This window comes from Bacillus sp. FS02, assembly GCF_024398395.1.
Lineage (GTDB): Bacteria > Bacillota > Bacilli > Bacillales > Bacillaceae > Bacillus > Bacillus altitudinis.
Genome location: NZ_CP074101.1, coordinates 3723606 through 3749753, shown reverse-complemented (window position 1 = coordinate 3749753; position 26148 = coordinate 3723606). Strand labels below are relative to the sequence as shown.

Here is a 26148-nt window from a genome sequence, read left to right as displayed (position 1 = left end):
TTTGTAGAAATAATCCCTCTTTGTATATGATGAGTTACAGAACAACAGACTATATGGAAGAAAGGTAATCGTATGAAATCAATTTTATCGTTTTTAAAACCCTATCGGCTATCCGTTGTGTCCATTGTGGTTCTCACCTTTTTAAGCAGTATGCTCCAGCTGTATTTACCGACGCTTACGGCAGATATCGTTGATGTCGGGATCGTCCAAGGAGATGTCGCTTATATATGGAAGGTTGGGGGCTGGATGGTGGCTTGTTCTTTACTTGCCATCTTGCTCACGATTTGGAAGTCCTACTTGTCATCTAAGACAGCTCTAGGCTTCGGGCGTGATATGAGAAGACAGCTGTTTGTGCATGTCGAACAATTCTCATTAGAAGAATTTCAAAAAATCGGGACATCTTCCTTTATTACAAGATCCACAAATGATGTGAAACAAGTTCAAGATGTCACGATCATGATCTTACAAATGATGACACGGGCGCCTCTTATGCTCGTTGGTGGAATTATTTTGGCTGTATCTAGAGATGCTGTGTTATCTCTCATCTTTTTAGCAGCTCTCCCCTTCTTGGCGGGTTCATTTATTTGGTGTCAAGAAAAGCGATCCCCCTCTTTGGCCAGCTTCAGAAGAAAACGGACCGGCTGAACTTGATTATGAGAGAGTCGCTTTCAGGCATTCGGGTCATTCGTGCCTTTAACCGAGTAGATGACGAAAAGGAACGTTTTCAAAAAGCCAATACATCGTATAAGGATACTGGCCTTAAGGTCAATCGATTAATGGCGTACTTGTTCCCTTTTATGCTCATTATCATGAACTTCACGAATATCGGCATTGTCTGGATTGGCGCTAATCGGATTGATGCCGGACAGATGGAAGTCGGGAATCTGATCGCCTTCATTCAATATGCGATGATGATTTTAATGGCACTCATTATGCTGTCTATGAGTTTTATTATGGTGCCTAGAGCTCAGGCATCAGCTAAACGGATGAATGAAGTGTTAAATCTAGAACCAAAAATTAAAGACAAAAAAGAGACTGTCACTAAACTTGATCAGCCAGCCCAGTCCATTCGCTTTGAGAATGTGTCATTTTATTATTCAAATGCTGAAAAACCAGCCGTTCAAGACATGACGTTTGAAGCCAAAAAGGGTGAAACGACGGCGATCATTGGCAGTACAGGTTCCGGGAAAACGACCCTTCTTCAGCTGATGACACGTTTTTATGAAGCAACAGAAGGAAAAATTACATTAGATGGTGTCGATATTAGGGAATTGCCTCAAGAGAAACTGAGAAGTCAGATGGGTTATGTTTCTCAAAAAGCCATTTTATTTAGCGGAACCATTGCTGATAATGTGCGCTTTGGCAAACGAGATGCTACAGATGACGAGATTTGGCAGGCACTGCGGACAGCACAGGCCGAAGAATTTGTTTTGCAAAAAGATGGCGGAATTCACGCAGAGATAGACCAAGGGGGTTCGAATCTCTCTGGCGGTCAAAAACAACGTCTTTCGATTGCAAGAGCACTCGTAAGAAAACCTGCATTCTACCTGTTTGACGATAGCTTCTCTGCCCTTGATTACAAAACGGATGCAAAACTTCGGTCAGCGCTAGAAGCTGAAAAAGAGCATGCTGCTTTGATTATTGTGGCTCAAAGAATCAGCACAGTGAAGCATAGCGATAAAATCATTGTGTTAGATGATGGAAAAATAGCAGGTATCGGTACACATGAACAGTTACTGAAAGATAACCTTGTCTATCAAGAGATAGTCGCATCACAGGAAGGTCAGGAGGTGGAGCAAGGATGAGTAAAAAAATGTCTTCTGGAATGGGACATAAAGGCGGTCACCCAAGGGGTCCAGTACAAAAACCGAAGGAATTTAAAAAAACACTTCTTCGTTTAACGGGCTATTTAAAACCGAGGAAATTTCAGCTGATCATTGTCCTGATTGCAGCGATCGGTTCAACCGTTTTTAATGTCGTCAGTCCAAAATTACTTGGGGATGCCACCTCTTCCCTATTTGAAAGTTTTACACAAGGAACTGGCGTTCAATTCGATGTCATTTCACGCATTTTATTGCTGCTTGTTCTATTATATGTCGTAGCATCTCTCTTCTCATTCGTGCAGCAATATGTAATGGCGGGTGTCTCGCAGCAGACTATTGCTGAATTAAGGCAAGAAGCAAATGACAAGCTCACACGTCTCCCCCTTCGTTATTTTGATAAAACAACACATGGAGACACGCTGAGCCGGGTGATGAACGACATTGATAATATTAATACTTCTTTACAGCAGGCACTCACGCAAGTGATCACATCTGTCATTACAGTCATTGGAATTGTCGTCATGATGCTTTTCATCAGTCCGCTGCTGACGCTGCTTGTTTGTTTGACGCTGCCTCTTAGTTTGTTTGCGATTCGAGGCATTACATCATTTTCGCAAAAGCATTTTAAATCACAGCAAAAAGAACTAGGGATGATCAATGGACATATTAATGAAATGTTCACAGGACATCAGACGGTTCGTGCGTATGGCTATGAAAAGAAAGCCATTGATACATTTGATCAATTAAACGAACAACTATATGAATCTTCAAGAAAAGCACAATTTATCTCCGGCTTAATGATGCCGATGATGACCTTTATTGGGAATCTTGGCTATGTGGCGGTAAGTGTTGCTGGCGGAATTCTTGTCATTAACGGGAATATTCGTGTCGGGGATGTGCAAGCATTTATCCAATACACACAGCAAATGTCGCAGCCGCTTGTGCAAGCATCCAGTGTTGCAAACTTAGTTCAATCTGCTATCGCTTCTGCTGAACGGGTGTTTGAGATTTTGGATGAGGAAGAAGAACATGCGGAAGAAGATGCAGCGATTGATCTTGAATCTCTTACCGGAGATGTGGCCTTTGAGCAAGTTCACTTCGGTTATGAGAAAGATCAATCCATTATTAAAGATTTGAATTTACATGTCCAAGAAGGACAAACGGTGGCCATTGTTGGGCCAACAGGCGCTGGAAAAACAACGATTATTAATCTGTTAATGCGCTTTTACGAGCTAGATCAAGGCTCTATTCGCATTGGCGGCGTAAAAACAACCGACCTCAGCCGAGAGCAAGTACGTGACTTATTTGCGATGGTTCTTCAGGATACATGGCTCTTTGAAGGCACAATTTATGACAACATCGCATATGGCAGACCAAATGTTTCAAAAGAGGATGTGTTGAAGGCCGCTAAACATGCCTATGCAGACGATTTCATCCGCACCCTTCCAGATGGATATGACACACTCTTAACGGAAGATGCAGGCAACCTCTCACAAGGTCAGCGTCAACTGTTAACCATCGCCCGTGCCATCTTATCTGATCCGAAGATATTAATCTTAGATGAAGCAACAAGCAGTGTCGATACACGGACAGAGATGCATATTCAAAAAGCGATGAATGAATTAATGAACGGCAGAACAAGCTTCGTTATTGCACATCGACTTTCAACGATTAAAGATGCCGATCTCATTTTAGTTATGAAAGATGGCACGATCATTGAAAAAGGAACTCATCGTGAGCTTTTGAAAGAAAAAGGCTTTTATGCAGACCTCTATATGAGTCAATTTGCCGAAAACCAAGTCGGTTAAACAGCACCAAAAAGGATAGACAGCATGTAAAAATGCCTGTCTATCCTTTTTGTGATGCCTTAAGCTTCCCGTTTTCTGACTTTCACACTAAGTTTCGTCATGTAATCCGCTTCATTTTTAGACATCAGAGAATGAAGTAAATACTCCTCAAAGACATCTCCATCCAGTATCATATCCTCTGCTTCGATTCGATCTAATAAACGTGAATAGGCAGTCTCCATCTCTTCATATGTTCCTTGTTGATACATGACTGCATATAGACCCGCAGGCTTTTTGACTGCATCCGGCCCTTCCATTCGGCAAAACAGCCTATCAGATTGATGATAATGACGCTGCAAAAACTGCTCCTTGTTTAAAACAGAACCATTTGCCGCGGCACCTTTAATCCCAATCCCTTTCAGAAATTCTCCTACAATTCGAGAAATTTCTTCTATAGGTGTGTTTGAATCAATCGGGTTTGATGTACTAAGGACGATCGGTTCTTCTGGCAGTTCTTGAAACAAGACCTCCCCTGTTTTCACTGATGATAATTCATTCGTTGTCTCGATCACACGAAAAAGAAAAGATTGAATATCCTGTAGTTTTTGGATCTCCTCCCCGACCTTTTCTGCTTGCTCAACCGCAAGACTTTGCAATTTATCCTGAGAAGGCTCAGTAAAGTATTGTTTTAATTGTTTGATCGGAAATTGAACAGCACGAAGAGATTGAATGGCCATGAAATGATCAAACTGTTCAAATGTATAATAACGGTACCCATTTTCCTGAACACCTGCCGGCTTAAACAAATCGATCTTATCATAATAGAGCAGTGTATCTTTTTTCACTTCAAATAATGCCGCAAATTCTCCAGTTAAAAATGTTTTTTGAACATCGCTCATCATTTTTAGGGCTCCTTTCTTGACTATGGAGTTACTCCATCCTTTATGATAACATGCAGAAACACCACATATGTGGAGAAAGGATTTACACATGAACAAAATCGCACAAGATCAAGTCACATTATCACTTGCAAATCAAGAAGACTTCCCTTTGATGAAAAAAGAACTGCAAGATGCTTTCACAGCTGGCATCATTGATGCATTTGGCGATGCAGAAGGTGGACCAATTCCTCCTGATGAGTCGATTGATGAATCTTTTTATTCGACTGAGAACCTTGTCTATCATATTTTACTAAACGGTCAAAAGGCAGGAGGGGTTGTTTTAAAAATCAACCCTCTCACACACCGCAATTCGGTGGACCTGTTATATATCTCTTCATCATCTCACAGCCGAGGCATTGGTCAGGCAGCATGGAAAGCCATTGAGGCGCAATATCCAGAAACGAAGGTGTGGGAAGTTGTCACTCCTTATTTTGAAAAGCGCAACATTCATTTTTATGTGAACAAATGCGGGTTTCAGATTGTTGAGTTTTATCACTTGCACCATCCAGATCCGAGCTTGCCTCATGAGAACGATCAAGAAAATGACCCTTTAGCGCCTGAGACATTTGAATTTTTCAAATTTGAGAAAGTCATGAAAAAAGACCGTTCAAGTTCATAAAAAAACTCCCCCTCATATGGGGGAGTCAGATTGTTGACAAAGGGCTAAAATGAACTTGATTAGCCCTTTGTCTTCTTTTCAGCATGTAGACAAAACCTCGCATTCGCCAAGAACAAAAGCTGGTTATTTGAAAAGAATGAATACGTGTATGATGCATATTGATTGTTACATTTGCCCCAACGGGCATTATCGTACAACGACTAGAGAAGGCTATAAGCAATATGCGTCTGATTCAGAGATATGCAAGTCCTGCTCGTTTTTAGATAACTGTACACAAAGTCAATTGGACGAAACTTTGTGGACTCAAAAAAGTTTCAATATAGGCGATGCTTATTTTCGCTGCCATGAATCTCAAAAAGCTAGCAAACTGGACATGGGAAGGACCATGTCCAGCCTAAGTCAACAGATAAATTGTATTAAAATCAGTGAAAACCCCTCATCTGGGGAGTTTTTATTTTGATATAATGTGAGGCCTTTCATCCGTCGCAAGAATCGCAAACAAATAATGATCTTTCCACTCCCCATTGATTTTTACATTTTGTCTAGATAGACCTTCTTTTTGAAAACCTGCCTTTTCAAGTACTCGTATGGAACCTATATTATGAGGCTGAACACCTGCTTCAATTCTGTGAAGATCCAGCACATGAAATGCCTCATCTAGCATGAGGGCAATTGCTTCAGTTGTGTAGCCTTTTCCATTATGTTTTTGATCAAGTCCGTATCCAAGCCAGGCGCTTTGAAGAACATCTCTGACAACACCAGATAATGTGATTGTGCCAATGAGCTGATGTGACGCGCGGTGGAAAATTCCTTTTGCATATGTTTCGTCTTTTTGGCGGCTTTGCTGAAATGTCTGAATTCGCTTCAATTGTTCGGGGATGGTGTAAAAATCCTCTTGTCTAAATGAAGTAAATGGCTGAAAGAACTCGCGATTTTCATATTCAAGTGTTGCCAGTGCTTCAGCATCGCTTTCTTTGAAATCTCTTAAATAGATCGATGAGTTGATCGTTTCCATGTCGTTCCCCCTTTTTTCTCTCTTCTTTTATCATACACTAAAAAAACACTACCCCAAGGAGAAAGGTAGTGTTCGTTACATTCATTCTAGCTTCTAATCTGACCATCACCAGACAGAAGCAGCTTTGTTGTTGTCAGTGCAGGAAGTCCCATTGGCCCTCTTGCGTGCAGCTTTTGAGTAGAAATGCCAATTTCAGCGCCATATCCTAGTGCACCGCCATCTGTAAAACGTGTAGATGCGTTATGATAAACAGCAGCCGCATCGACTTCGTTTAGAAAGATTTGTGCGTTTTTTTCATCCTCTGTTACGATGGCTTCTGAATGTTTGGTTCCGTACTGATCAATGTGGTGAATGGCGCCCTCAATTGAGTCAACGACTTTCACCGCAAGATCAAGACTTAAATACTCATCTGTCCAATCCACTTCCTCCGCAGGAACCGCTTCGGAAAAGAAGGATTGAGCGTCTTGATCCCCGTGCACAGTGACTTGGTGCTGAAGCAGTGCTTCATTCAATGCTGCACCATTTTCTTTCAGCCAATCGCGATGAACGATCAGAGTCTCAAGCGCATTACAAACGGCCGGACGATTTGTTTTCGCATTGATGACAATCTGAATGGCTTTTTCTACATTCGCTGTTTGATCAATAAAGATATGGCAGTTCCCTGTCCCTGTTTCAAGAACTGGAATGGTCGATTCTTCTACAACGGTTTTGATTAAAGAAGCCCCGCCTCTCGGAATTAAAACATCGATCCATTCTTTTAGATGAAACATCGCTTGAACCGATGAACGGTCTGTTTGTTCAATAAACTGTACCGCATCACGAGGGATCTTTGTTTGATCCAATGCCTCATGAATGACGCGGACGATGGCTTTGTTGGAAGAAATAGCGGAGGAACCGCCTTTTAAAATCACTGAGTTGCCTGCCTTGAGGGCAAGCCCTGCTGCATCGACAGTGACATTCGGTCTCGCTTCATAGATCATCCCGATCACGCCGAGCGGTACTCTTCGGCTTTTCACATGTAAGCCGTTCTCAAGAGTCCATTCATCCAATATTTCTCCAACAGGATCTGTTAATCTCGTCACAAGCCGCAAACTTTCCGCAAACTCATGAATTCTCTCTTCATTTAACATTAATCGATCCATTAATGCTTCAGAGAAGCCCTTTTCTTTTCCTGCCTCTAAATCCTTTTGATTTTCCTGTAAAATAAAATTACTTTGCTGTTCGAGTGTTTCTGCTATTTTCAGCAACGCCTCATTTTTTTCCTCTGTTTGAAGTAAACCTAGTTTTTTTGATACGTGCTTTGCTTTTTTCGCTTTTTCTTTGACCGATGTGACAACTTCAGCTGTCAGTGTCATGAAATTCCTCCCTTATGATTAGCAAACTGGTATTGATAAATCTAAATGACAAACAAATGCTTCAAGATCTACGACATGCACCACTTCATCCTGTAGCAAGTCACCGTTCAGTGCGAGTTCGTCGGACGCATAATTGACAATGCCAAGCCCTATCTCTCTTTCATCTTGATCTAAAATACGGACAACATCGCCTTTTTTAAACGAACCCTTTACATTGACTATGCCGTCAGAATCCAGACTTTTCTCACGATGCATGAGAAGCTCCTGTGTTTTCTCTTGAACAACGATTTCGCCTTTTGGGCCAGAATGAAAAGCAATCCACTGTTTTTTATAATTCAGCGGCGCTAAATTTTCGTCAGCTGTAAAATAAGTGCCGTCCTCTGTCCCATTAATGGCTTTGTCTAAAATGTGAGGCGTATCGGCTTTTCCCAAAAAGCCATTGATGCCTGAGGCCATTGAAATTTTAAAGGCGTCGAGTTTTGATTTCATTCCGCCTGTGCCAACGCTGCTTCCCGCATCTCCAGCGGCTGCTTCGATGTCTTCTGTGATTTCTGTGACTTCTAGAATTCTCTTCGCATTCGGATTTGTATGAGGGTTATCTTCATACAAGCCGTCAATATCAGATAAAATAGCGAGGAAATCCGCATCAATCAGTCCAGCTACTTTTGCAGACAATGTATCATTGTCTCCAAACTTCAACCGATTGATCGTCACTGTATCATTTTCATTAATAATCGGGATGATCCCTCGATCTAATAACACATTCATTGTATTTCGCACATTTTGATAGCGCGTTTCATCTGAAAAATCGCTTCTTGTAATTAATAGCTGTGAAGCAATATAACCGTGCGATAAAAATAAAGTAGAATATGATTCCATTAAAAGCCCTTGCCCTATTGAGGCAGACGCCTGTTTTTCTGGCAGTGTTTTCGGTCTATCAATAAATCCTAATTTTCGGTAACCAGCTGCAACCGCACCAGATGAGACCAAAATGACTTCGTGTCCTTCATCTTTGAGTTTTACAATTTGATTGACGAGGTTTTCTAGTTTTTTTAAACTAATCTCACCTTGAAAGCTAGTAAGAGAGCTGCTTCCGATTTTCACAACAATTCGTTTTCTCTCTTTCTCTGCGTACACCTTATCACTCCTGTATTGAGGCTCTATTTATATCGTTACTTTTTGTTTTTGCTGTTCACTTATTTCTTTTGATCGATTGGCAGCATGTTTGACAGCCTGTTTGATGGCTTCTCCTCCGCCAAAATCATCTAATGCATCTAGTCCTGCAGCAGTTGTTCCATTAGGTGACGTAATTTTTTCTCTGAGGACAGAAGGATTTTCAGCTGTTTCTTGCAGCATCTTCGCTGCACCGAGAAGTGTCTGTGTACCGATTTGACGGGACATTTCTTTTGATAAGCCAGCTTCTTCTCCAGCTTCTTCGATTCTTTCCATTAAGAAATAAAAATAAGCTGGACCGCTTCCGGCAATTCCTGTGAAAATATCCATTTGTTCTTCCTGAATGGTATACACTTCTCCCATTTCAGATAAAAGAGCCCGACTCATGCTTACATGTTCATTTTTCACATCACGTCCAGCAGATAAAGCGGTCGCCGACGCCCCAATCGTACTTGACGTATTTGGCATTACTCGCATAACAGGCTGCCCTTCATGCAGCATGTCTTCAATATACGATGATTTCACACCTGCAAGCACAGACAGGATGAGCTGATCTTTCTGAATATGAGGTTTTAATGATTCAAGTGCTGTTTCAGCATCCTTTGGCTTCATTGCCAGGATCAACATATCCATCTCTTCAAAAGGAAATGAATCCATTGTGGCTGTTTGGATTCCGTAGCGTTTCGTTAGTTCGTTTAATCGCTGCTTATTTTGCTTGTTTGTTGCGTAAATTTGGCTGAGCGGCATCTGACCTGATCGCACAATACCTGCAATCATTCCTTCCGCCATAGAACCTGCTCCAATGAAAGCAACTTTCTTTTGATCAATGATATTGATCCTCTCCCTTGTTCGCTTTTTGTTCGTGTTTTTCGCACGTTAGTTATCGTAACATGATGAGAAATCGTGTCAAGAAAGAGCCAGCACTTTTCAAAAGTCCCGAATGCACGCTGAACAGCTTGCGGTATGTATGTTAGCCGTGTTTTTTTAAATCATCAATTTAGATCAAAAGAACTATACAGATTTGAATCATAGTACCCTTTCGTTCGACTGAATTCACCATTTTATTTTTGGTTTCGGTGACTTCAATTCTAGTTTTTAGAAAGCGTTATCATTTTTGATGACTTTCTATTTTCCTATAGGATGAATGTGTTTGAATCTTTCGATTAGACTATTGACATATTTTAGAAAACATGTCCGTTGAAATGCGTTTTTCGTGGTGATACCGTGAAAGGGAAATCAAGTGAAAAAGGAGCGTTCATAATGAAAGTAAAAGAAAATTACGTCAATGTCATCCCAATGAAAGAAATCCGATCTACTGATGACCTTCTTTTCCCATTCCCTATCTACAATGAATTACGATCGCAGGGTGATATTCGATACGATGAAACGAGAAAGTGCTGGGATCTCTTTCGATATGCTGATATTCAGTCCGTTCTGAAGCAGCCAAAAGTGTTTTCATCACAGCGAGGAAGAAGTACATCTAAAACGAGTATTTTAACAATGGACCCACCAAAACATACCAAAATGAGAGCACTCGTCAATAAAGCCTTCACGCCAAAAGCGATCAAACAAATAGAAGAAAAGATCAAAGACTTGACCCATGATCTATTACATCAAGTAAAGGATCAACGGACCTTCGATATTGTCCAAGATCTTGCCGCTCCCCTACCTGTCATGATCATCGCCGAGCTTCTCGGGGCAGAAGTGAAAGACAGAGAGCTGATCAAAAAACATTCAGATGCTCTAGTTGCAGGAGCCAAAGATGATTCAAAAGAAGCTGTTCAAGCCGTTGTCGACATGCAAAAACAAGCAGAAAAAGAGCTGTCAGCGTACTTTGCTCATTTGATCCAAAAACGAAAAGAAACGCCAGCCGATGATTTAATCTCCCTTCTCATCCAAGCGGAAATTGACGGTGAGCGTTTATCAGAAAATGAACTACTTGGCTTTTGTATACTCTTACTCGTTGCTGGTAATGAAACAACGACGAATTTAATTACAAATGCCGTACGACTTTTAACAGAGCAGCCGCATATCGCCGAATCAGTGCGGCAAGACCTGTCTCTCATTCCTCAATTGACGGAGGAAACGCTACGCTATTATCCGCCTGTTCAAGCGATTGGGCGAGTTGCAGCAGAGGATGTTCAGATTGCCGGTTCTCACATTGAAAAAGGAGACTATCTCATCAGCTGGGTGGCATCTGCGAATCGTGATGAACGGAAGTTTGACGATCCAGATACGTTTCGTCTTGACAGAAAATCAAATCCGCATTTGAGCTTTGGCTTCGGCATCCATTTTTGTCTTGGTGCCCCTCTCGCCCGGCTTGAGGCTCATCTAGCACTTGAGATTTTACTCCGTACGTTTCGAGAAATCACCTGTGCGGCAGATCAGCTGAAACCAATTCAAAGCACGTTTGTGTTTGGGGTCAAAGAATTCCCTGTGCAGGTCACCCGTTTTTAAAAGTCCCTTTCATTAGGGGCTTTTTTTCATATGCTTATCCTTACCTTCCTCGTCTGAACATGCTAAAATAAAGTCCATATGTACAGTGATCACGGAATTCGGAAAGGAAGCTAAACGTATGACCGATTACACAGCAATGAAAGACGGAATATTCAAATCAGTTTGTTCGTTAGATTGCCCTGACCAGTGCGGTCTTTTAATACATAAAGAGAACGGAAAGATCGTTAAAGTTCAAGGAGATCCAGATCATCCAGTCACTCAAGGAAACATTTGCAATAAAGTGCGGAATGTCACAGCTCGTTTATATGATGAAAAACGTCTGACAACACCATTAAAACGTGTAGGTCAAAAAGGTGACCGGCAGTTTGCTCCAATTACGTGGGAAGAAGCGATTGAAACCATTCGTCAAAAATGGACAAAGCTGATCGAAGAAAAAGGACCAGAAAGCATTTTGCCTTACAGCTTCTATGGGAATATGGGGAATCTTAATGCAGAAGGAATGGACCGCCGCTTTTTCTATCGACTTGGCTCAAGTCAGCTAGACCGAACCATTTGTCAGTCAGCCGGAACAACTGGCTATAAATATACAATGGGCGCAAGCATCGGGACAGACCCAGAAGAAACCATTCATACGAAGCTATTTATCTTTTGGGGCATCAATGCAGTTTCAACCAATATGCATCAAATCACGTTGGCACAAAAAGCTCGAAAGCAAGGGGCTAAAATTGTCGTCATTGATGTGCACAAAAACCAAACGGGCCGGATGGCAGATTGGTTCATTCCGCTTCGCCCTGGCACTGACAGTGCGCTAGCTCTTGGGATCATGCATGTCCTTTTTAAAGAAGACCGCACAGATGCGTCATTTTTAGAGACTTACACGGTCGGTCACAATGAACTTCGCGAGCATGTGAAGCAGTACGATCCAGAAACAGTCGAACAGATCACGGGTGTCCCAAAAGAAGACATCATCACACTTGCGAGAATGTACGCAGAGACATCGCCATCTCTCATTCGTATTGGCAATGGGCTACAGCATCACGATAATGGCGGTATGAGTATTCGAACCATCTCCTGCCTCCCTGCCCTCACCGGTCAATGGCTGCATAAAGGCGGCGGTGCGATGAAATCGAACTCTTCTTTTCTTAGTTATAATGAAATCGCTCTTCAGCGGCCGGAATTATTAAAGGAACGCGAACCTAGAACATTTAATATGAATCAGCTGGGCAGCGTGCTAACGAACGCAGAACCTTCTATTGATTCTCTTTTTGTCTACTCTTGCAACCCGGCTGTTGTGACACCTGAAGCAAATAAAGTAAGAGACGGTTTGATGCGGGAAGACTTATTTACGGTTGTCCATGACTTGTTCATGACAGAGACAGCCTCTTATGCGGATATTGTTCTGCCAGCGACCTCTGCCTTTGAAAACGAGGATTTTTATACTTCTTACTGGCATCATTACATTCAAATTCAAGAACCTGTTATAGAACGTTATGGAGAAAGCAAATCAAACACAGAAGTGTTTCGTCTTTTGGCTCATGCGATGGGCTTTGAAGATGAAGCCTTTAAAGACACAGATGCGGAACTAATGGAACAAGCTCTTCATCATCCTGAAAATCCGCATTATGAAAACATTTCATATCAAGCGTTAAAAGAGAAAAAGTGGATCAAAGCAAAACGAGGGCCTTTCGAAGATTTAAAGCTCCCTACCCCAAGCGGGAAAATTGAGCTTTACTCTGAACAAATGAAAAAAGATGGATATCCAGCCCTTCCAACCTATGTACCTTTATTCAAGGAAAGTGATTATCCACTAACGTTTATACCGGGACCAAACCATAATTTTCTTAATTCCACCTTCTCTCTTCAAGAGAAGCATCAAAAGCTTGAGAAATTTCCGAAGCTTCATATGAATGAACAAGATGCAAAAGAAAGACAGATTGAAGATGGGGACATGGTTCGTGTGCTGAATGATCGAGGAGAATGCGAGCTGATCGTGTCAGTCGGACAAAATGTGCTATCTGGCGTTGTTGTCAGCCAGGGATTATGGGCAGACCAAAAAGGCAAAAAACATTTGGTGAATGGCCTCACACCTGATCGCTTGGCAGATATGGGCGGCGGTGCGACGTTCTTTTCCGGCAGAGTCGAAGTTGAAAAATTATGATAGAAAGAGCCAGGAGTTTTGCTCCCGGCTCTTTTCTTTGACTTTTTTAGTTGCCAATAAACAGCTGATTGGTCATCACATTTGCACTTCCGCTGCTTTGGTAGCCTTCTACAGTAAATGCCGTTTCATACATTTTCCCCATTGGCATCCCTAAGCTTTCCCATTTTCTAAAATGCGCACTGACGGAGACCGTTCCGCTTGTACGTTTCGTTTGACGTACACTCCAATATTGCTTGAAGGTTGCGATCCCGATAATGGAAGGCTGATTGACACGGGTTGTTTCATAAATGTCATATGTGCCTCCATCAGCATAAAATGATCCTTTATACGCTCCTGTTGGACGATATGTGCCCCATGAATCAACAATGTAGTATTCTGCTAATGGAGATTGTGTCCAGCCATAGACACATAGATAGGAATTCCCGCCTGGGTTAAAACTTGCGTTGTAATTGATGGAGATGTTGCCAAGCTGATGGTGAGTTCTAGTGGAATCAAACTTTTTCCCTTTTCTAAATAAAGCATTTCCGATATTGTTCCAGCCTGCACTAAATGCCCCGCCGTTATTGAGTGTCATCGAGGTGTTTCCATAATCCTTCCATAATTCATAATCGTACCCGCTATGGTTACCCATTTCATTATTCGTAATGGTTCTCGCATGGGCTGGTACAGCCGTCAGTATAAGCGTCAGTCCAATACACATCACAAACAACAGTCTTAATTTTCTCAAATTCATCGTCCATTCCTCTCCTTTTTCATCCTTTTAATTCTGTCATCTCTAAGATGAAATGAATTCATCACCTCCTTTCATGCCCCTACTCACTACTAGATTATCGATACTGTGCTAGACCCGCATGAATGTCTCTTGTGTTTGTATAAATGCTTTGATACAAACGAAAGAGATGATCATATACATCGACATGCTGTTGATTTGGTGTCAATACGGCCGCTTGATGGATAAACTGATCCGCGCACGCCTCAAGTGACTCGTACCAGCCGCATCCAACTGCTGCAAGCATCGCTGCACCTAATGCGGGCCCTTGCTCATTTTCAAGCTGTATCACCTCAGCTTGAAAAATGTCTGCCTGCATTTGAAGCCATGTATGACTTCTCGCACCTCCACCAATAGACACGATGGAATCAATGCTTTTTCCCGCGTGCCTGAATAAAGCGATCGATTCATTTAATGAAAAAGTGATTCCTTCAAGCACAGCTCTAACCATATGCGCTTTTTCATGCCGGCTGTCTAATCCAATGAAGCTTCCACGAATGACTGAATCTGCATGAGGCGTTCTTTCCCCAACTAAATATGGCGTAAATAGCAATCCATTTGCGCCAGGCGCTATATCCTTTGCTCCGGCTAAAAGGTCTTTAAACGAATCATTTGGAGCAAGTAAAGATTTAATCCAATCGAGGCTATAACCTGCTGACAAAGTGACTCCCATTGTATAAAAAGCGTCTTTTTTTGCATGATGGAACAAATGCAAGTTTCCATTCAGCTCTCTGTTATGATTTTCTTCATAGGAAAGAATGACACCTGATGTGCCAATGCTGCATAATGTGTGACCTGATGATAAAATGCCGGCACCAATGGCACCGCAAGCATTATCCGCTCCACCTGCAAAAACCTTCGCCTCTTCTGTCATCCCGGTTTCCTTTGCGATCTGCGGCAAAATTGTTCCAACCTTCTCCTCCGATGAAACGAGCGGCGGGCAAATACAAATCGGAATATCAAAGGTTTGACAAATCTCCTCACTCCATGTTTGTTCTCCCATATCCAACAGTAACGTACCAGCCGCATCAGAATAGTCCATATGAATAGCGCCGGTTAATCGATATCTGACATAATCTTTTGGAAGTAAAAACAAATGGATTCGTTGATCAATTTCTGGTTCATGTTCCTTTACCCATAACAACTTTGGCAGTGTAAACCCTTCTAACGCCTGATTTTTTGTGATCGCTCGCAGCCTGCCTCCTAGCTTTTCTGTCATGCGCACGCATTGCGGTGTTGTTCTTGTGTCATTCCACAAGATGGCAGGCCTGAGCACTTGAAGGGATTCATCCAATAAAACAAGTCCGTGCATTTGTCCAGAAAAACTGATGCCTTCTACTTGCCTTGACTGAACAGGCTTTCTCTCCATAAGTTCTGTCATCGCGGCCATCGTCTGCTCTACCCAGTCTTCAGGATTTTGCTCACAATAACCTGGTTTGCTTTGAATGAGACGGTAAGATTTAGTCGTCTCGCAGCATACCTTCCCGCTCTCATCTACTAATATCGCTTTAACTCCACTAGTTCCAAGATCAATTCCCATTACATACTTCATGTGTTCACTCCTTCAAAACATCCGCCCGCTCCATTAATCTTCTAACAAATATTGATTTAATCTGGCTTTCAGCTGTTCCTCTCTGCCAGATTCGTTTCTGATGAGCGGATGTTTCAGTGCATATTCTTCTAATGTATGAAAGTTCGCCTTTCCTTCTGAAATCTCCCGTCCAATTCCTTCAGAAAAACTGCGGTACCTGTGCTTGATCACATCTTCAAACACACGGTCTTCTATGAGTCTATGAGCCACCCGCAGCCCTTTTGCGAATGCATCCATCCCCGCAATATGAGCATACAGAAGATCTTCCAGTTCAAAGGAGGCTCTTCTGACTTTTGCATCAAAATTGAGACCGCCTGTTCCAAGTCCGCCATTTTGCAAAATTTCATACATGGCGAGTGTTGTGGCATATAAATCCGTTGGGAATTCATCGGTGTCCCATCCTAGAAGGGAGTTTCCTTGGTTGGCATCAACGGAACCGAGCAGTCCATGAATTCTTGCTACACGCAGCTCATGCTCAAACGTATGACCCGCTAATGTCGCATGATTGGCCTCGATATTTAATTTAAAGTGTGTATCCAATCCATATTGTTTTAAAAAGGCGATCGATGTCGCTGCATCCGTATCATATTGATGAGTTGTCGGTTCCTTCGGCTTTGGCTCAATTAAAAATTGACCTGTAAATCCAATTTCTTTTGCATAATCGACCGCCATATGCAAAAAGGTCGCCAAATGGTCAAGCTCTCTTTGCATATCTGTATTCAGCAGTGTGTCGTAACCTTCTCGTCCTCCCCAGAAAACATAATTTTCTGCGCCGAGTTCCTTTGCTGTTTCGATGCCCTTTTTCACTTGTGCAGCTGCATAGGCAAATACATCTGCATGACAGGATGTCGCTGCACCGTGAACAAATCTTGGATGCTTAAACATATTAGCCGTGTTCCATAGAAGCCGAACCCCGCTTTGCTGCATGTAATCTTTCATTCTTTCTATGATGATGTCTAACTGCTGATTGGTCTCTTGAAGCGTGTCGCCCTCTGGTGCAATATCACGGTCATGGAATGAAAAATACGGAACATCCAATAGATCAAAGAGCTGAAAAGCCACTTCCAATCTAGCCTTCGCCAAATCCATTCCACTATAAGAATCCCATGCCCTTTTCATCGTGCCAGTTCCAAACATGTCTGTTCCATCAGCAGTCAATGTATGCCAATAAGCGACGGAGAATCGCAGGTGATCTTTCATTGATTTTCCGCCAATCATTTCGCTCGGATTATAATATTTAAATGCGAATGGGTTCTTTGAATGTTTTCCTTCATATTGAATGTTGCCAATCCCTTGTAAACTACTTAACGAAGTCATATTTGATTTGACCATAAGTGATTCCCCCTATATATTCACTTAGTAAGTTGATTCAACAAACAAATGAACGAGTTGACCAACTAATCTCTTTGAATTTTCCATATTTTTTAGTTTTTTAGAAATATTTTCGTTATAATAAAGTGAAAAGCATGTTTTATAGAGAATAAACACGACAAAAAATGTTTTTTCTTCACTTAATCTAAAGACGAAACAAATGGAGTGGATACAATGGATATTGCGGATCAGAACTTTGTGAAAAAAATAAATCAAAAGCTATTGCTAAACGAAATTCTGCACCATGCACCAATTTCCAGAGCAAAATTATCTGAACGCACTGGGTTAAATAAATCGACCGTTTCTTCTCAAGTGAGTACATTAATGAAAGAACATCTTGTTTATGAAATCGGTCAAGGCGAATCTAGCGGCGGAAGAAGACCCGTGCTCCTCATGTTTAATAAACGTGCAGGTTACTCTATCGGCATTGATGTCGGTGTTGATTATGTCAACGGCATTTTAACAGACCTTGAAGGGTCGATGATTCATAATGAGCAGCTCAAGCTCCCATCCAGCACACCTGATGTGACCGTCCGTATTTTAATTGAATTGATTCAGCAGTTACGTTCACACATTCCTTCTTCTCCATACGGGCTGATTGGTATAGGGATTTGTATACCTGGTCTGGTCGATGCAGATGAACAAATTGTGTTTACGCCTCATTCAAAATGGAAAAATGTCGATCTAAAAACAAGTCTCCAAGACACATTCCAAGTACCGGTTTTTATCGAGAATGAAGCAAATGCCGGTGCGTACGGTGAAAAAATCTTTGGTGCTGCTAAACATTATGACCATCTGATCTATGCAAGTATCGGCACTGGTATTGGAATAGGCATCATTATCAATCATCATTTATATAGAGGCACAAATGGTTTTTCTGGTGAAATGGGACATATGACGATCGACTTTAATGGACCGACATGTAGCTGCGGAAATCGTGGTTGCTGGGAACTGTATGCATCTGAGAAAGCACTGTTCCAATCGCTCCAAACAGATGGTCAGCCATTCACCTATCAAGATATTGAGCGGCTGGCGAAGTTAAATGATATGAAGACACTCAATGCCTTGCGTAACTTTGGCTTTTACATTGGGGTAGGTCTCACAAACGTTCTGCATACCTTCAACCCACAAGCCGTTATTTTACGAAACAAAGTCATTGAATCTGAGCAGGCCGTTCTAAGTGTCATTCAAGATGAAGTATCCTCTAGAATGGATGCACAATTCAGCTCACGGGTGGAGCTACTCCCTTCGTCATTAGGACAAAACGCACCAGCCTTAGGGATGACATCTCTTGTCACTGAAGCTTTTTTGCGAGATGTCACGCCTTCACCATAATGGAATACATGTTAAAGAGAGACAGCCTTTAGAGTGTTGTCTTTTTTTATTCAGTTGTTTCTTCGTATCGAAAATACTTAAAATCGGCAGGCAGATGTTCGCCGCTTGTGTCTTGGCACTGCATTCCGACAAAAGCCCCTGTAAAGAACCCCCCTCCTCGAATAAAATCATCTGATAAATGAGTCGATTCAAGCGGTACATCTATTTTTTCCCACTCTTGTTGATCAAAAGAATAAGAATACGTGTATGTCTCTCTCTGAACGGTCACTTTTAAATACACATACGGAATCTCGTCTGGGATGATGATTTTTTTAATTAGCGGCTGAGAAAAGGCCAGATTTTCACACACAGATAATTCAAGGATACGGCCAAGCGCCTCGTCATAAGTCACCTGAAGTGCAGTCCAATTTTCCGTATTATAATAATTCACAAGACCTGCCGCTTGCTGAAAGTTTTTCGGAAAGAAGGAAACCGCTGTCTCTGCTTCAAAATAAAAGCTTTGCCAGCGCCTCGCAACAAACGCTTGGGTAAATTTAGACGTTAAAGATTCCTGCCCATACAGCCTTAAATGATGAGGATTTTCCGTCACTGAACCAATCTGATCCGTAAATGGGATTCTTAATGTTTGGAAATGTCTATTTAACGATGAATCTTTAAATTCATCGACTATGTGATAGGTTGGAGAGAACTCTTTTACGCTCATCGCAGGCGCTTCAACCTCTAGGAGCCCCTCTTTTCCGCCTACCACATACGGCCAGCCATCTTTCCATTCAAGCTTTTGTATGGCTGTCTCTCTTCCTAAAGGGCACCAGCCTCTTTGCTGAAAAATGGATTCCTTACTTGAATGAATTGGACGGCCAGTCAGATGAGCCAAATACCATTCATTTGTATGCGTTTGTACAATGGAAGCATGCCCGCATTTTTGTAGTGGATGGCTAGGCGCGTGAAAAGCCGTTAAAATTGGGTTGTCAGGATGAACCTCATACGGCCCATCAATACGCGAGGAACGGGCGATTGTGGCTGCATGTTCGTAACGTGTTCCCCCTTCAGCTGTTAATAAATAATAGACATCATTGATGTAATAAAGATGCGGGGCTTCTGTCAGTTTGATTGGCGTGCCTTTAAAAATGACCTTCCGTTCACCGACCAGTTTTTTTTCAGATACACTATATTCCTGTAAGGCTATACCTGCAAAAGAATGATGTTTTTCTCGATGGTCCCACAGCATATTCAACACGTATTTCTTTCCGCTTGGATCATGGAACAAGGAAGGATCAAACCCAGAACTATTGAGTCGAACCGGATCGCTCCACTCGCCATCTACTGCATCAGCTGTGACCAAATAATTATGACCATCCTTAAACGGACCATCTACTACTTTAATATCTGAATAGATGAGCCAAAACTGACCATCCGCATAACTTAAACACGGCGCCCAAACCCCGCCGGAATCAGGATTTCCTTTCATATCGAGTTGAGAAATTTTTTGCAAGGGACGCGCGGCGAGCCGCCAGTGGACGAGATCCTTTGAGTGATAAATTTGCACCCCCGGGAACCATTCAAATGTAGAAACCGCCATGTAATAGTCCTCTCCCGCACGGCAAATACTTGGGTCAGGGTTAAACCCTTTGAGCACTGGATTGGTAATGTTCATTGAATTTCCTCCTCTTTCAGAGAGCTACATTTTAAAGTCGTCCATATGATCGATATACACCTTGTCTCTATTCTCAAGCTCTCGTATGACTTTTTTATGTTTTTCTTCATCTAGGTTATAAAAATTAATATCAACCATCGCTAAAATGAGTAAGCATACAGGAATCACCGTTGTCGTGATTAAAATGCCCAGTAAAGCTTCTGGTGTTTGCACTTGATTTGCAATATAACCAAATCGGTCAAGGACAAGCCCTGGAACGATGCCGCCTAAGGCCATCCCAAATTTAAAGAAGAAGCCAATCACTGCGTAGATCAGTCCACCCATTCTTTTCCCTGTTTTATATTCGCCATATTCAACGGTTTCAGGAATGAGTGCCCACATGTAAGCACCTGCTGTAATACTCCCTGCAGCCGCAACGAGCCTGAAAATAAGTATTAAAGTGATTTGACTCGGCGGGATCACAAGTAAGGCAAGAAGGCCTACAATATTCAGCAATAATGAATAATTCAGCAGCTTTTTCTTTCCTAACAACTTGTGTAGCTTAGGGATAAACGGCAACACCATTAAAGCTGGCAGACTGCCAATCAGGCCGTACCACTTCACTAAATCCTCTCTGCCGAGGTTATACGTCACATAATAGATCCCGACTGAGTTGCTGATCGAGTTCACACCAAAGATAATGATAAAGAAAATGCTTAACACAACAAGCGGACGATTCACTCGTAACTGGACAAAGAGATCACTGAACTTGATCTTTTCCTCTGGCTTTTGAAGCGTGACGCGCTCATTCGTACTTTTAAAACAGAAAATCAGTAATCCGCCCCAAGTACGCCGAGAAATGCCATCGTGATCTGCCAGCCAAGTGCTGTATTTCCTGTTGTATCACTCAAAAACGTCGCAAGAAACGGAACAAAAAAAGCAACAACTAAACCACCGAGATTTGCAAAAAGCATACGAACAGACGTAATACTGACGACCTCTTGGTTATTTCTTGTCATTGCGGAAGTTAAAGCACCATAAGGAACATTGATGAACGTGTATGTAAGCGATAAACCAACATACGTGATGTACGCATAAATGAGTTTTCCCATTTCGGAAAAATCCGGTGTCGTAAAACAAAGAATGGCAAGAACGGCAAAAGGTAACGCACCAAATAACAAATAAGGTCTAAACCGGCCAAAACGGCTGTTCGTTCGGTCAACCATCGCCCCAATAAACGGATCTGCAAGCGCATCGATGGCCCGAACCACCAAAAACATCGTCCCTGCTGCTGCTGCTGATAATCCATACACATCCGTATAAAAAAATAATAGATACGTAGAGACAGTTGCATAAATTAAATTACATGCGAAATCTCCTGAAGCATACCCCACTTTTTCAGACATACGAATCTTCTTTAAATTCTCACTCACCATGAGTTTTCTCCCTTCTTCACTTAGCCTCTTCTAACGGACAGATGGTGCAGGGCAGCAGCAATCAATAGGTCGAAAATAAAGCGCTTTCAATTCGTTGTAAAAATGAAGCTGAACAGCTCTTTCTTTCAGCTTAGCCCACATAGCAGCAAATCATGTGCTTTAAACAATAGATGATCGCCATCTTAGTTTATCGATTAAACAAACTAAGATGAATTCATTTTATAAAATATGATCTGACTTTTCAATATTTTTTGAAAAAATAATCCAAATAATTGATTTCTTGTCATTTTTTCTATGATATGAGGAGATGAACCTTCTTTTTATCTTCCAAAAACAAAGAGAACTCAAATAATGGTTGCATTCATACCAATCCCATGCTATATTAATCAAGCGATGAGCTGAATTGTGTAAGTCGGGTAACACGTCTCTTTGAGACACACACGAATGTGGCGTGTGGTTATTCCGCCTCAATACGCAAAAGACATCTTCTGATGAAGATGTCTTTTTTCTTACCCTATTTTGGTGCCATTTTCAACCGGCTCATCGGTGGCAAGCAGGACAACGTCTTCTTTTGACGGCATGCCTCCTAAGACAAGCACCTCTGATTTAAACCCGGCAATTCTTCTTGGCGGGAAATTGACCACTGCAATAATTTGTTTCCCAGTGAGATTCTCAGCCCGATATCGTTTTGTCAGCTGTGCACTAGATTGTTTTATGCCAATCTCATCCCCAAAGTCAATCTTCAGCTTGAAAGCAGGCACTCTCGCTTCTGCAAAGAACTCTGCTTCTACTATCGTCCCAACACGAATGTCTAACGCTAAAAACTGTTCAATATCTGCCATTAGAATCTCTCTCCCTTTCAATCTTTCATAAAAAAGGTCACATTTTTCTTCTGCTAGATGACCACTTGTCTTCCACTAATTTCTTAATTGTAGCACACCCTACTCTTCTAAAAGAAAGGGTTAAAAAGCCTATTGATTGAAATTTTTTTAGTCTACATAATCATTTTATAGTAGTCTATTAAATGTTTGCATCATGAAAATGAATTCGGTAAAATGGCAAATAATCCTACTGCTTCCTCTCGAATATTTCAGGGAGGGTTAACACTTGTTTACATTATCAGATATGTGGACGTTTTGCTGGTCGTTTTTCGTCATTCTTCCTATCGTTGCCATCTTGCATCAGCTGGGCCATATTGTAGTCGCCTGGCTGTTTGGAGCAAAGGTTTCGTTTGCGCTTGGCCGAGGCAAAAAAGTATTGAAAATAGGCGTCGTTGAAATTAGAAGAATCTATTTTCTTGATGCATTTTGCCACTATGAAGAAATGAGGAGAAATAACCGTTTCTCACACATTCTTGTCTACTTAGGCGGATCATTATGCAACCTGCTCAGTGTTCTTATATTGAACACAATGATCGCCAACGATTTCCTGCCAGAACATCAATTTTTCTATCAATTTGCTTACTTCTCAGTCTACTATGTATTTTTTGCTTTACTGCCAGTACAGTATGCAGATCATCATCCGAGTGATGGGCAAGCGATTGTGAACATCATTCGTCACGGTGAACCATGCGACATCATTGACTAAGATGAGTGGCTTTCACTGTCGATTTGATACTGAATCGTTAAAAAAGGAATACCGAATAGCTTCATTTGATGAATCGCTGTGAGACTTTTTTCCGTCTCTGCTTTCATATGAAAGCTTTCTTCCATTGGCAGTTTCATGGTGATGAAAGACGTATGCAAATACAATCCTTCATCACCCGTACTGCCTTTTGGACTTTTACTTTTTAATAGAAAATCTTCCTTTTCATTCAAAGGTTTTAAAATTGCCGTAAGCTGTGAAAAAGGAAGCGGCAAAGCAATATTCATATAGACTGTCTCTTCATCATGGTGCTGAGCATAGAGCGCATAAAAGACTTGCTCGCCTTTCTCATTGCGCCTGACCCACACACGTACATTCTCCCTTTCTTCAAGAGGATGTTGAAATCTTGAAAGACTCCCCGACATTTCATATGGCATTCGTGATGACCCTAAATAGAGCTGTCCTATTTGTCTAAAAACAGGTTGAAGCAAAAAGACAAACGGCCTTACCCACCAATGAAAACAGACGGCTGCTTTTAACGTAAAGGACATCGGGTCCTCATAAAATCTGCGAATAACAGGTGACACACTCTCTGCTGAAAATGCCTTCCCATTTAATTGGTCAAGAGAATCGACTAAACCAATCTTCTCATCATGCTGCATGTGGTCATGTTGAAAAGACATGATCTGAAAACGACCGTGAACTCTCGATACCGGAAAATCCTTCTGTTTCAATCGATCAGCTGGTCTTTCAATCAACCATCCAATGAGGCCTGGTAAAATAACCAAACTTGCATTGATACTGCCATGAAACCAAATCATTTGATCCATGCTGATGTAGGTAACATGTAAAAGCATTCCGGCAGAATAAAGGAATGATAGGACAATGGTTCCCATTAACATGATGCTAGAAAACACAACGAACCCTTTTGCAACAGTTGAACGAAAAGAAGTTGTCATACATAAAATTCCATACAAATAAAGTGCGATCACATAAAGAACGACGCTGAACGTATCAAACAGGCGAGAATAGCTGATTCCCACAGCAATCATCACTGGCGACAGTAAAATAACCCAGCCACCCACTTTGTATAGCGTCGTCTCTTTTTTGCGCTGCCTCCCCAATAATCCATAAAAGATTGGGATAAAAAAAGCCGAATAATGAAAATGAATAGCGGTCAAAAGAACAATCATCGGTGAAAATGTCATCACTTGTATATCTGCTATGTACAGCCAGAACCAAAGCCCACCTAGAGCGATATACATACATGCGCCATCGATCATCAGCTCATGAAGCGGATGGGCTCCTCTTTTCAGCAAACGGGTGAAACCAAATAAAGCCAGAATCATTGTAAAGAAAAGCCATCCCAATGCAAGCCAGAGAGAATGATAGATGAATGCGCCTGTTGCACATAGAGCTGCTACTGGAAAGGCTTTCATTATGAAGCCGATCAGCCCCTTCTGCTGCCGTTTCTTCTCTTCCTGATAAAAAAAGTGTAAGAAAGCGGGAAGAAAAAATAAAATCGCAATTAAAACAAAAAATTCTGGTATGGGAGCTGTCGTCAAACGTGTAACGAGAAAGCAGGACAGCAACATGATGCTACACATCAAATGCCATTTATTCATGAGGTGACACCCTTTCCGTAAACCGGCCCTTATACGTAAAAAGAGTGCCAAAAAGGCGATTTTTCACTTGAACATCAATCGTATACTCACCTGCATGCTCATCGTAACCTTCCGTTACATCAGATTCACCGTAAAGCCAAGAAGGCAGTGGCCATTCCCGCCCAAACAGCAAAAACTTTTGCTTACCTGATTGAATGTGCAAGAACCCTTTTTCCGTGACTGTAAAATGAAGCTCTGACACAAGAAGCCTAGGTTTTCCAAAGTAGTCTAGTACTTGATGGCTCTTCTGATCAATGATCATATCTGCATCAAAATGTCTTTCCTTGTCAGGAAAATAGAACGTTCGAAACCAGTGCATCCCTTCTTCTCCCTTACTTGTCGTAAAAGGCTTGTTCACAATTTGGAAGGGAATATTTCGCCCTCTTTCAGGAAAAAAACAGCGAAACAATGGACCGATTTTGAATAACAATCGGATGAGCTTTGTCCCGCCTCCTATTTCCTCCATGATGCCTTCGGCCGTAAACGCGCGGTTATAACGTTCTTTTAATGTTGGATGCAGCTTATCGTAGTCCTTTACTTGATGATGATGAACGACCATGTCTACCTCCCCTTTTTCGTTTGATTGAAAACACATCTACACAATCTTTTAAATTGATCATTCCTGCAACGGATAAAATGAAAAATGCACTCAGCACCAGCGGCTCGTGCAGAGTCGTTTCTGGCGATAAAATCCCTATACCAAGCATCAGCAGCAGAAAGATGCTTTGAAGGATGAATATATATTTCTTTGGCAGTTTAGGCATGAGCCATGATACACCTAATAGCGCATAAAACAATCGAAATCCGGTGCTATGATCAAAAGCAGAAGGTGAAAAAGGAATGATCGCTTGACATAACCAGACGATGGCAAACAACAAACAAATGCCATAATGGGCAAGTGTTCTCTCAAGCAGCAAACGGGGATGCGTGCCCTTTTCAAGCCACGTCTTTAATGCGCCAAAGCTAAAGGCAGTCATAACCCCCATCATTGGCCGAAAAAAGAACCGGTCTGCCCATTTCCACCCTTTTCCTTCCTTTGTTTCATAATCAAATTGCGTTTGAAACACAATGTGATCATTCGTTTTCATGTATTTCCAATACCCTCCGCCTTCTTTGATGAAAGACAAAGGGTGTGATGATTTAAATTGAAGTGAGGATGCTCTTTCATGACGCTCATCCTTCACGCTCGTTCGATACGCTCCTGTCCCAGTTACACTAATGCCGAATCCAAGGTGTTTCTCATACAAAAAGGATTGGGGCTGTTCATCACTAGGTCCATTTAATGAAATGGTCGAAAATCGCAAATCCCATTGTTCATGAAGCTTTGGATTTTGCGTATACTCCCATACTTTTTCAATAGGTGCTTGAATGGTTGTTTCCACATAAACAGGCTTTCTTTTCATCTGCCTCTACTCCTCTATGTGAATTATTTCACAT

General features: G+C 41.7%; 19 protein-coding genes and 3 pseudogenes. 8 read left to right on the top strand and 14 right to left on the bottom strand.

Going from position 1 to position 26148, the window contains the following annotated elements; all coding sequences use genetic code 11:
• Positions 1–72 precede the first annotated feature (72 nt).
• Together KFQ09_RS19405 and KFQ09_RS19400 are read left to right on the top strand one after the other, a co-directional pair.
• Positions 73–1805 (top strand): annotated as a pseudogene (locus tag KFQ09_RS19405) (ABC transporter ATP-binding protein).
• Positions 1802–3631 carry an ABC transporter ATP-binding protein gene (locus tag KFQ09_RS19400; protein ID WP_255835894.1) on the top strand — a complete coding sequence of 610 codons (1830 nt, stop codon included), beginning with the start codon at positions 1802–1804 and terminating at the stop codon, positions 3629–3631. Before KFQ09_RS19405 ends, KFQ09_RS19400 begins: the two are co-directional and overlap by 4 nt.
• Before the next feature lie 59 nt (positions 3632–3690).
• On the opposite strand, the gene KFQ09_RS19395 is transcribed toward KFQ09_RS19400, so the two are convergent.
• A complete protein-coding gene (locus tag KFQ09_RS19395; RefSeq protein WP_017367416.1) occupies positions 3691–4512 on the bottom strand; it encodes a MerR family transcriptional regulator in 822 nt (273 codons plus the stop codon).
• An 88-nt stretch (positions 4513–4600) separates the two neighbouring features.
• Between KFQ09_RS19395 and KFQ09_RS19390 the strand changes: the two genes are divergently transcribed.
• Both KFQ09_RS19390 and KFQ09_RS19385 read left to right on the top strand, forming a co-directional pair.
• Complete coding sequence (locus tag KFQ09_RS19390) at positions 4601–5170, top strand: GNAT family N-acetyltransferase (RefSeq protein ID WP_058336761.1); 570 nt, start codon at positions 4601–4603, stop codon at positions 5168–5170.
• Positions 5171–5276: 106 nt separating this feature from the next.
• Positions 5277–5568: pseudogene (locus KFQ09_RS19385) on the top strand (IS5/IS1182 family transposase); the annotation flags it as partial.
• A 53-nt stretch (positions 5569–5621) separates the two neighbouring features.
• Here KFQ09_RS19385 and KFQ09_RS19380 read toward each other — a convergent pair.
• The 4 genes from KFQ09_RS19380 to proC form a co-directional block, all read right to left on the bottom strand.
• Positions 5622–6185 carry a GNAT family N-acetyltransferase gene (locus tag KFQ09_RS19380; RefSeq protein WP_035703211.1) on the bottom strand — a complete coding sequence of 188 codons (564 nt, stop codon included), beginning with the start codon at positions 6183–6185 and terminating at the stop codon, positions 5622–5624.
• Between the two features lie 86 nt (positions 6186–6271).
• Positions 6272–7540, bottom strand: a complete 1269-nt coding sequence (locus tag KFQ09_RS19375; protein WP_017359465.1) for a glutamate-5-semialdehyde dehydrogenase — start codon at positions 7538–7540, stop codon at positions 6272–6274.
• Between the two features lie 18 nt (positions 7541–7558).
• Positions 7559–8677, bottom strand: coding sequence for a glutamate 5-kinase (gene proB / locus KFQ09_RS19370; protein WP_017359466.1), 1119 nt, complete (start codon positions 8675–8677; stop codon positions 7559–7561).
• A 27-nt stretch (positions 8678–8704) separates the two neighbouring features.
• Positions 8705–9502 (bottom strand): pyrroline-5-carboxylate reductase, encoded by a 798-nt coding sequence (proC, locus tag KFQ09_RS19365; protein ID WP_019743319.1) that lies wholly within the window; start codon positions 9500–9502, stop codon positions 8705–8707.
• 471 nt (positions 9503–9973) lie between these two features.
• Here proC and KFQ09_RS19360 point away from each other — a divergent pair, with 471 nt between their 5' ends.
• Complete coding sequence (locus tag KFQ09_RS19360) at positions 9974–11170, top strand: cytochrome P450 (protein WP_041507098.1); 1197 nt, start codon at positions 9974–9976, stop codon at positions 11168–11170.
• Between the two features lie 118 nt (positions 11171–11288).
• Positions 11289–13328 (top strand): molybdopterin oxidoreductase family protein, encoded by a 2040-nt coding sequence (locus tag KFQ09_RS19355; protein ID WP_255835893.1) that lies wholly within the window; start codon positions 11289–11291, stop codon positions 13326–13328.
• A 46-nt stretch (positions 13329–13374) separates the two neighbouring features.
• Here the strand turns inward: KFQ09_RS19355 and KFQ09_RS19350 are convergent, their stop codons facing one another.
• The 3 genes from KFQ09_RS19350 to xylA form a co-directional block, all read right to left on the bottom strand.
• On the bottom strand, positions 13375–14061 hold the full coding sequence (locus KFQ09_RS19350) for a glycoside hydrolase family 11 protein (protein ID WP_007500674.1): 687 nt from the start codon (positions 14059–14061) through the stop codon (positions 13375–13377).
• Positions 14062–14155: 94 nt separating this feature from the next.
• Entirely contained in the window at positions 14156–15649 is a 1494-nt protein-coding gene (gene xylB, locus KFQ09_RS19345; protein ID WP_255835892.1) for a xylulokinase, read from the bottom strand.
• 33 nt (positions 15650–15682) lie between these two features.
• Positions 15683–17020, bottom strand: a complete 1338-nt coding sequence (gene xylA / locus KFQ09_RS19340; protein WP_144626221.1) for a xylose isomerase — start codon at positions 17018–17020, stop codon at positions 15683–15685.
• Positions 17021–17233: 213 nt separating this feature from the next.
• Here xylA and KFQ09_RS19335 point away from each other — a divergent pair, with 213 nt between their 5' ends.
• Positions 17234–18394 carry a transcriptional repressor XylR gene (locus KFQ09_RS19335; protein WP_057079430.1) on the top strand — a complete coding sequence of 387 codons (1161 nt, stop codon included), beginning with the start codon at positions 17234–17236 and terminating at the stop codon, positions 18392–18394.
• A gap of 46 nt (positions 18395–18440) precedes the next feature.
• On the opposite strand, the gene KFQ09_RS19330 is transcribed toward KFQ09_RS19335, so the two are convergent.
• The 3 genes and pseudogenes from KFQ09_RS19330 to csaA all read right to left on the bottom strand — a co-directional run bounded on the left by KFQ09_RS19330 (position 18441) and on the right by csaA (position 22305).
• The gene (locus KFQ09_RS19330; RefSeq protein ID WP_144610208.1) at positions 18441–20048 is read right to left on the bottom strand and encodes a glycoside hydrolase family 43 protein; all 1608 of its coding nucleotides are present in this window, start codon (positions 20046–20048) and stop codon (positions 18441–18443) included.
• 24 nt (positions 20049–20072) lie between these two features.
• Positions 20073–21463: pseudogene (locus tag KFQ09_RS19325) on the bottom strand (glycoside-pentoside-hexuronide (GPH):cation symporter).
• A 509-nt stretch (positions 21464–21972) separates the two neighbouring features.
• Positions 21973–22305 carry a chaperone CsaA gene (gene csaA / locus KFQ09_RS19320; RefSeq protein ID WP_048002884.1) on the bottom strand — a complete coding sequence of 111 codons (333 nt, stop codon included), beginning with the start codon at positions 22303–22305 and terminating at the stop codon, positions 21973–21975.
• Between the two features lie 265 nt (positions 22306–22570).
• Between csaA and KFQ09_RS19315 the strand changes: the two genes are divergently transcribed.
• Complete coding sequence (locus tag KFQ09_RS19315) at positions 22571–23050, top strand: hypothetical protein (RefSeq protein WP_007500681.1); 480 nt, start codon at positions 22571–22573, stop codon at positions 23048–23050.
• Here the strand turns inward: KFQ09_RS19315 and KFQ09_RS19310 are convergent.
• Genes KFQ09_RS19310 through KFQ09_RS19300 form a run of 3 tightly spaced genes read right to left on the bottom strand, consistent with a single transcriptional unit; the run spans position 23047 to position 26114 of the window.
• The gene (locus KFQ09_RS19310) at positions 23047–24672 is read right to left on the bottom strand and encodes a YndJ family protein (protein WP_255835891.1); all 1626 of its coding nucleotides are present in this window, start codon (positions 24670–24672) and stop codon (positions 23047–23049) included. The two genes, KFQ09_RS19315 and KFQ09_RS19310, sit on opposite strands and share 4 nt — an antisense overlap.
• Positions 24665–25270, bottom strand: coding sequence for a DUF4166 domain-containing protein (locus KFQ09_RS19305; RefSeq protein WP_039963930.1), 606 nt, complete (start codon positions 25268–25270; stop codon positions 24665–24667). The genes KFQ09_RS19310 and KFQ09_RS19305 overlap by 8 nt, the downstream gene beginning before the upstream one ends.
• A complete protein-coding gene (locus tag KFQ09_RS19300) occupies positions 25233–26114 on the bottom strand; it encodes a membrane protein (RefSeq protein WP_017359477.1) in 882 nt (293 codons plus the stop codon). The genes KFQ09_RS19305 and KFQ09_RS19300 overlap by 38 nt, the downstream gene beginning before the upstream one ends.
• Positions 26115–26148: the final 34 nt, after the last annotated feature.